7 protein-coding genes are annotated in these 6,225 nt (G+C 65.1%); 2 read left to right on the forward strand and 5 right to left on the reverse strand.

The window, feature by feature from the left end:
* From ENZ74_RS17995 to ENZ74_RS18005, 3 genes are all read right to left on the reverse strand, one after another.
* Window positions 1–1,238: histidine kinase dimerization/phospho-acceptor domain-containing protein (locus ENZ74_RS17995; RefSeq protein WP_127312897.1), on the reverse strand; the 1,238-nt coding region annotated here is incomplete at its 3' end.
* Window positions 1,229–1,921, reverse strand: coding sequence for a response regulator transcription factor (locus ENZ74_RS18000; protein WP_063169570.1), 693 nt, complete (start codon window positions 1,919–1,921; stop codon window positions 1,229–1,231). The genes ENZ74_RS17995 and ENZ74_RS18000, both read right to left, overlap by 10 nt.
* A 3-nt stretch (window positions 1,922–1,924) precedes the next feature.
* The gene (locus tag ENZ74_RS18005) at window positions 1,925–3,463 is read right to left on the reverse strand and encodes a DUF4173 domain-containing protein (RefSeq protein ID WP_063169571.1); all 1,539 of its coding nucleotides are present in this window, start codon (window positions 3,461–3,463) and stop codon (window positions 1,925–1,927) included.
* Window positions 3,464–3,802: 339 nt separating this feature from the next.
* Here ENZ74_RS18005 and ENZ74_RS18010 point away from each other — a divergent pair, with 339 nt between their 5' ends.
* Both ENZ74_RS18010 and ENZ74_RS18015 read left to right on the forward strand, forming a co-directional pair.
* Window positions 3,803–4,678: a CoA ester lyase gene (locus ENZ74_RS18010; RefSeq protein WP_063169572.1), complete on the forward strand. Its 876-nt coding sequence runs from the start codon at window positions 3,803–3,805 to the stop codon at window positions 4,676–4,678.
* 51 nt (window positions 4,679–4,729) lie between these two features.
* The gene (locus ENZ74_RS18015; RefSeq protein ID WP_013528780.1) at window positions 4,730–4,936 is read left to right on the forward strand and encodes a DUF1737 domain-containing protein; all 207 of its coding nucleotides are present in this window, start codon (window positions 4,730–4,732) and stop codon (window positions 4,934–4,936) included.
* Between the two features lie 162 nt (window positions 4,937–5,098).
* Here ENZ74_RS18015 and ENZ74_RS18020 read toward each other — a convergent pair whose 3' ends face one another.
* Window positions 5,099–5,587: a GNAT family N-acetyltransferase gene (locus ENZ74_RS18020; protein ID WP_024504138.1), complete on the reverse strand. Its 489-nt coding sequence runs from the start codon at window positions 5,585–5,587 to the stop codon at window positions 5,099–5,101.
* 5 nt (window positions 5,588–5,592) lie between these two features.
* Window positions 5,593–6,225, reverse strand: a 633-nt coding sequence (locus ENZ74_RS34715) for a lytic transglycosylase domain-containing protein (RefSeq protein ID WP_206522293.1), incomplete at its 5' end; no start/stop codon positions are given.

Raw genomic sequence — 6,225 nt, forward strand, 5'->3', positions numbered from 1 at the left:
CTATCGACGGGCAGCAGCGACAGTGCCGCACCGAGCGATGTGCTTTCGCCGCTCGGCGCCAGGTTTTCGGCGCGCGCCAGGTCGAGCAGGCGCCGCACCAGCAGATTGAGCCGCCCCGCATCGGTGACGATATTGTTGGAGAAACGCCGCCGCTCCGCATCGTCCATCGCGCCACCGGAATCGCGCAGCAATTCGGCCGCGCCCTGGATCGCCGTCAGCGGCGATTTGAGCTCATGCGAGACATGTGTGGCGAAAGTCTGGACCGAGTCCGACCGTGCCTGAAGCTTCTCGGCCATGTCGAGGAAGGCTGCGGACAGCTCCGCCATCTCTCGCGTGCCGTGGTGGTCGAGCGGCCGGATCGCCGTGCGGTCGCCGGCGGCGATGCGCTCGGTGCGGTCGATCAGCGCATAGATCGGCCGGCTGACGGTGCGCAGGAAGATGAGACCGATGAGCAGCGTGCCGCCGAGAATGGCGATCGCCGCCAACGTCACCTTGCCGCGTTCGCCATAGAGATGCTTGATGATGTTGTTGGGCGTCCGCGACACATAGACGACGCCGGCGACCTGGCCGTCGACAGCGACCGGCAGGGCGACGAAGACACGCACCTTGGTGCCGCGGCTGACCGAATAGAGCGGTGGCGTCGGCTGGTCGGGAATGCGCAGCCTGAGCGCGCTGGCATAGTGGCCGGCAAGTGCTGTGCGCACCTCTTCGACCGCACTGAGCGACTGGCCGACCTCGCCGCGCCCGGCAATGACGACGCCCCGGGGGTCGAGCAGCCGGAAGCCGGCCAACGTGGTTTTCTGGGTGGCGTCGAGGATGCCGGACAGGCGCGCGCCGATCACCGCGAAGGCGGGATCGACGATCACCGGCATCGCCGCCGGCCGGGTCGGCAGGACATAATCCGAGGCAAGATCGAGCTGCGGTTCGATTGGCCTGTAGAGCGGGTCCGGATTGACGCTGCGGCTTGAATCCCCACTTGGCTCCGGCATCGGCGCACCGAGCTTTTCCGGTGGGATGCCGGCGTCACGTACATCCCGCGCATAGATGGCGGCGATGGCAGCGCCTTGCGCGATCAGCTCCGCCTCGGTCTGGCGGATCAGCTGGTTCTCGTAGAGGCGGAAGAAGAACAGGCCGACCAGTGGCAAGGCCATCACCATGATCAGGATGGCGACGACGACCGTGGCAAGCCGTGGCCGCCATTTGCGGCCGATCCATTTGCTGGAGGCCGTCAGCCGCATCGGCCAAGCCGGAAGCCGACGCCATGCACCGTCTCGATGACATTTGGGCAACCCACGGCTGCCAGTTTGGCGCGGATGTTGCGGATGTGGCTGTCGACGGTGCGGCCGGCGACGTGGATGTTTGCGGCATAGGCGCTGGCCGTCACCGCGTCGCGGTCGAGCACATGCGCCGGCCGCGCCAGGAACCCCTTCAGGATCGAGAACTCTATTCCTGTCAACGATAACGGCTTGCCGTCGAAGCTGGCGGTATGGCTGGCCGGCGCCAGAGCCAGTTTGCCATGCGAAAACTGCCTGTCGTCGGCCGGTTCGGGCACCGCCGGGCGGGCGCGCCGCAGGATGACGTTGACGCGGGCAACCAGCTCGCGCGGGCTGAATGGTTTCGTCACATAGTCGTCGCCGCCCATTTCGAGCCCGAGGATGCGGTCGATCTCCTCGTCGCGCGCAGAGAGGAACAGCACCGGCACATCGGATATGTGCCGCAGCCGCCGGCAGACCTCCAGCCCGTCCATTTCCGGCATGCCGATATCGAGCACGACGAGGTCCGGTGCCCGGCGGCCGATTGCCTGCAAGGCGGCGGCACCGTCGGCCACCCCTGTCGTTTTCATGCCGGCCTTCTCCAAGGCAAAGCAGATCACCTCGCGGATGTGCGGGTCATCGTCGGCGACGAGGATGTGATGCGGCATGGATCAGCGGCCCGGCATGGAAGGTTCGATAGCGGAGGGAATCACGAACGGCTCCTTGGTGTCGAGATATCGAAGCAGCCGCCAGTCGCGAAAGCTCCAGGCCCGCCAGTTCTGCTGGATAGTTCGATACCAGATTTCGTCGCTGCCGCGCACGCCGGCCAGTTCGCGGACAGTGCCGGCGGCCGCCGTCTTGCCCTGGTGCTCGAGGAAGCGATCAAGCGCGGGAAACGCGCCCGGACCGAGCGAGTGAAGATACCAGGCGTCTAGGGGAATGCCCTGGCCGGTCATTTCGAGGGAATGGTCGACATTGTAATTGGCGATCGTTGCTGCGAAATTGATGAAACAGCCGGCATAAAGCGTCAGGGATAACGTCAGAAGATTGGCGGACAGCAGCCATTCGTTGGATTTTCTAAGCGCGATGCGGGCAATGATCAGGGCAAGGCCTGCTGCCACCAGCCCCATCCAGACAAAGGCGGCGACGCGCCAGTAGGTCAATGCATAGATGCCGACATAGAGGTCGAGCCGCAGGATCGACGAGATGACCAGCATGATGTTCTGCGCCACCCAGACATAGACCAGCCGGCGGATCAGCGGATCGGCCGAGGTTTCGCTGCCGGGTCGCAGCGCTGCCAGCACGAAGCCGGCGGCAAGCAGTGCCGTGACGATCAAGGGATAGGCGCCACGATGCGCGTAGGAGGCGTAGCTCAGCCCATCGGGAAGCGCTGCCCCGCCCCACAGATAGGCGGCGTCGAGCGCCGTCTGCAGCGCAAACAGGATGTTGAAGACGATCAGGGCGCGCAGGATGGCGGCCTTGCCGAACAGGATGTCTTCGATGGTGGTGGCGGTTTTGCCGGCTTGAGCGCTGACCGCCGGCAACGCGCGCGGGATGCGGCGAACCAGGCGCGGCATGCGCGGTCGCAGAAAAGCCCAGACAGCGGCGAGCACGAACAGCCAGAAGGCAATCCGCGCCAGCTGGATAAGATCGAGCAGCCTCACGAGATCGATCAGCGACAGCCAATAGTCGATGACCGGATTGGCGGCACCGAACAGCGCCAGGAAGACCGCGCCCAGCGTCAGCGGCATCACCCAGACGGCGATCGCCGCCAGCCGGATGCGGCGCCCACCGAACCGCCGCGCCGTCCTCCGCCAGCGGATGAAATCAATGACGAAGCGGAACGGCGCCGCCAGCCCGAACAGCACGATCTGCCCGGCAATGCGGGCGATGCTGTGCCGCAGCCGACCGCTCAACGAAAGCGCGAAGACGGTCAGCGCCGCCAGCGCGATCGAGACCGACAGGGTGCTGACATTTTCAGCCAGCGGCAGCAGCGGGACAAGCAAGGCGATGGGCTTGAGCCAGACCCGGCCGTCGTTGAAGGCGGCCGGGTGCACAGCGACGACCGCCGCGGCAATCAGCAGGGCGAACAGGAAAACCGTGATCCCGGCGGGCTGGCCATAGAACAGAAAATCCGCGAGCGCTGCCAGCAGGATGGCGACACCGAAACGGCTGCAATAGCTCGGCGCGGCGGAGAACAACGCTGTCATGACCTGGCTTTCCTGATGGCTTCCAGCCGAACCGTTGGCGGGCTTCTGCGGACAAAGGGAATGAGGGTTGCGACGGGACACGCGCGCGGCGGATCGGCCAGCCACCAGCCCTCGCTCCGCAGTCGGTGAGGCAGGGACCAACGGGGCTTTGCTCGCTTGTGCATGCCGCTTGTCTCGCAAGCGGGCGGGGAAAGGGCAGGGCGGATCCGAGGAGGTTTTCCGCAGGCCCGTGCAGTTTTCGTGCAGGGGTAAACGCTGCCGATCTCCCCCCTCGTGGGGGAGATTGGTAGCTTCATGCCCCGACTTGCCTCACCCGCCCACAAGCGGCATAGATCATCCATGGAAACCTATCGCCCGCGCCGCTCCGTGCTCTACATCCCGGCCTCCAGCGACAAGGCCTTGGCCAAGATCGCGCAGCTTGCCTGCGATGCCATCATCATCGACCTGGAAGACGCCGTCGCTCCGGCCGACAAGATCGCCGCCCGCGAAAAACTGGCCGGCATTTTCGCCGGCCATTCCGAGAGACGCTGCGAGATGATCGTGCGCATCAATGCGATATCAGGCGAATGGGGCGCCGACGACCTGCTGGCTGCCGCAAGCTGCGAACCCGACGGCATCCTTCTGCCCAAGGTCGACACGCCGCGCGACCTGCTCGCGGCCGGCGACGTGCTCGACGATAATTTCGCTCCCCACAGCGTGAAACTATGGGCGATGATCGAGACGCCCAAGGCGCTGCTCAACATCGGCGCCATCGCCGAACTTGGCCGCGATCCGGCCTCGCGGCTCAATTGTTTCGTTGCCGGAACGAATGATCTGGTCAAGGAGACCGGCATTCTGGCGACGCCTGACAGGCGCTACCTCGTGCCATGGCTGATGCAGATGGTGCTGGCCGCACGCGCCGGCGGCATCGACATGCTCGACGGCGTCTCCAACGATTTTCGCGACCTCGACGCTTTCGCCCATGAATGCGCGGAAGCCGCGGCCATGGGGTTCGACGGCAAGAGCCTCATCCACCCGGCCCAGATCGAAGCCGCCAACCGCGCCTTCGTGCCGTCCACGGAAGCGGTGGCCGAGGCACGCTCGGTGAAGGAAGCCTTCGCGCTCGCCGAGAATGCCGGCAAGGGCGTGATCGCGCTGAACGGCAGGATGGTCGAGCGGCTGCATCTGGCGAAGGCCGAAAAACTGCTGGCGAAGGCAGCCGCCATCGGGTCATAAATGCTCGATGGATGCGAGCGGGCTACAGCTACTCACGACAGGAATTGAACAATGAAACTCTACCGCTTTCTGTCCGCTCCGGACGATGCCAGCTTCTGCCACAAGGTGACAGCGGCGCTGAACAAGGGCTGGCATCTGTTCGGCTCGCCGACCTATGCCTACGACAAGAAGGCCAAAGCGATGCGTTGCGGCCAGGCCGTGGTCAAGGATATCGACGGTCAGGAATACGGGCCCGATACCAAGCTGAGTGACTGGTAGATTTGAAAAGCTCCGACGCAGGGGGTGTTGAGATTCAGGTCAGGCCGAGTCGAAAATGGTGGTTTCCGAGAACCGGAGCGGAGCGTACTTTTGGGTACGTGAGCACCGGAAGCGCAGGAAGCCATCATTTGCAGGCCGGCATCACCTGAATATCAGCACACCCTAGCCTTCCCAGGCGACAGGCATCATCCCCAGCCGCTCATAGAGCCGGACGGCGGCGGGATTCTCGACCGTGTTGGTCTTGAGGTCGACATGGTCGGCGCCGCGTTCGCGAAAAACGGCGAAGGCGTGCCACATCAGCGCTTCGGCAACACCCTTGCCGCGCGCCTCGGGATGAACGGCAAGATCCTTGACGAAGGCGCGGGTCCAGCACAGCGCCGCCGCCGCCAGCCGGCCCTTGGCGTCGATGACGAGGAAGCACAGCGCCGGGTCGAATTCGGGATCGTCCGCGATACGCGGCCACCACTCGTCGAACGGACCATCGGCGCCGTCATCGAACACTTCCGTCAAAAGCGCATGCAGGGCGGGCGCGTCACCAGGCTCGAAACTGCGCATGACAAAGCCGTCGGGCCAGTGCGGCGGAACCAGCGTCTCATCGAGGATCTTGCGCAGCCGGATGTCGTTCAGGGCCGGCGGGCGCGGTTCAGGCATCGCGCTCAGGCGTCGGGTTGCAGGCGACGGCGCTGGCGGTCGCGGCCAAGGCCGGTCGCCTCGAGCAGGCCCTTGCGCTTGGCGTCGTAATAATAGCCGGTCTGATAGAGCCAGTCGGCCTTCTTGGCGTTGCCGCCGGCCACCAGCCAGGCGCCGCGCAGATATTTGACCGCGTATTTTAGATTGGTTTCGGCGTCGAACAGGCCCTTGGCCGGTCCGTCATAGCCCATGCCGCGTGCCGTCGCGTGCTTGATCTGCATCAGTCCCCAATGGCCGTTGTTGTAGGCTTTCGGGTTGAAGGTGCTCTCGCGGTTGACGACATGGCGCACCAGGTCCACCGGCACCTGGTAGATCGCCGCATATTTCTCGATCAGCCGCTCGACATCGCCACGCACGCCCGTCGCGTGTTCTTCTTGCACGGGCCCTGCCGGAAACTGGACCAGGGCCGCCGGGTTCTGCGGCACGACATAGGCGACCTGCTGGACGCCGGGCATGCGGTCGCCCTTGGCGGTTGCCGGCACGATCAGCCCCGCGGTCGTATAAGTCTCGGCCGCCTTGACCGGTTCGTTCGCATTTGCCGGCGGCGGCGCCTGCCAGGCATTGGCGGTCATCACCGCGGGCACGGCTGGGGGCCGCCG

The organism is Mesorhizobium sp. M7A.F.Ca.CA.002.15.2.1 (assembly GCF_003998715.1).
Classification (GTDB): domain Bacteria; phylum Pseudomonadota; class Alphaproteobacteria; order Rhizobiales; family Rhizobiaceae; genus Mesorhizobium; species Mesorhizobium ciceri.